Source organism: Actinomyces massiliensis 4401292 (assembly GCF_000269805.1).
GTDB lineage: Bacteria > Actinomycetota > Actinomycetes > Actinomycetales > Actinomycetaceae > Actinomyces > Actinomyces massiliensis.
In genome coordinates, this window is sequence record NZ_AKIO01000030.1 from 1 (window position 1) to 1,021 (window position 1,021).

The following is a 1,021-nucleotide window of genomic DNA, read 5'->3' on the forward strand; positions in this document are numbered from 1 at the left end:
AAAAGCGGTCGAGGACAATTTTCGCAGAAGGAAATAGTTTTCTGGCAATATCGTAGTAGGGGCTAAACATGTCCATTGTAATGATTTTCACGCTATTTCGGACCTGTCTGGAATAGCGCAGGAATTGATTGCGAATCGTTGCTTGAGTCCGCCCATCTAAGATAGCTATAATCTTTCTGGAATCGAAATCCTGTGCAATAAAGCTCATCTTGCCTTTCTTAAAGCTGTATTCATCCCAGCTCATATGTTCTGGAAGGCAGTTAAGGTCAGTCTTGAACTTGAATTCTTTCAATTTACGAATGACTGTGGAAGTAGAGACAGCTAAGCTTTCAGCGATGGCTGTCATAGGGACTTTCTCGATTAGTTTTTGAGCGATTTTCTGGTTGACGATGGTTGCAATTTGGTGGTTTTTCTTGACCAGAGAAGTCTCAGCAACAGCCATTTTTCTACAGTCTTTACAGCGGAAACGCCGTTTTCTCAATCGAATCAGCGTTTTGTATCCCGCGCACTCTAAATAGGGAATTTTCGATTCTTTCTGGAAGTCATATTTAGCCATTTGTCCTTGGCAGTGAGGGCATTTAGGAGCGGGATAATCTAGCTTAGCCATGATTTCTTTATGTGTACCAGCATCTAGAACATCCAAAATCGTAATGTTAGGGTCTTTGATTTCCAGTAAGTTTGTGATAAAATTTAATTGTTCCATAAGATTCTTTCTAATGATGGTTTGGTCGCTTTTCATTATAGGTCTTATGGGACTTTTTTCTACAACAAAATAGGCTCCATAATTCCTACAGTGGTTTTACCCACTACAGAAATTATAGAGCCCAATAAAAGGTATAGGGTTGTGGTCCTATACCTTTTTCTTATGGTTCTTGTATCATTTTATTTTTTGAAGTGATTTCTAAAAAATATAGATAACATGTTGGTTAAGTTCTTGACAAATACTTTTATATATAGTAGAATGAAATAGATTTTAGGCTTGAAGGGAGTGAAAAATATGTCAAAGACAGTAGTACGTAAG

1 protein-coding gene is annotated in these 1,021 nt (G+C 37.6%); it reads right to left on the reverse strand.

Going from position 1 to position 1,021, the window contains the following annotated elements:
* Positions 1-703, reverse strand: a 703-nt coding sequence (locus W5W_RS15355) for an ISL3 family transposase (RefSeq protein WP_154650207.1), incomplete at its 3' end; no start/stop codon positions are given.
* Between the last annotated feature and the right edge of the window lie 318 nt (positions 704-1,021).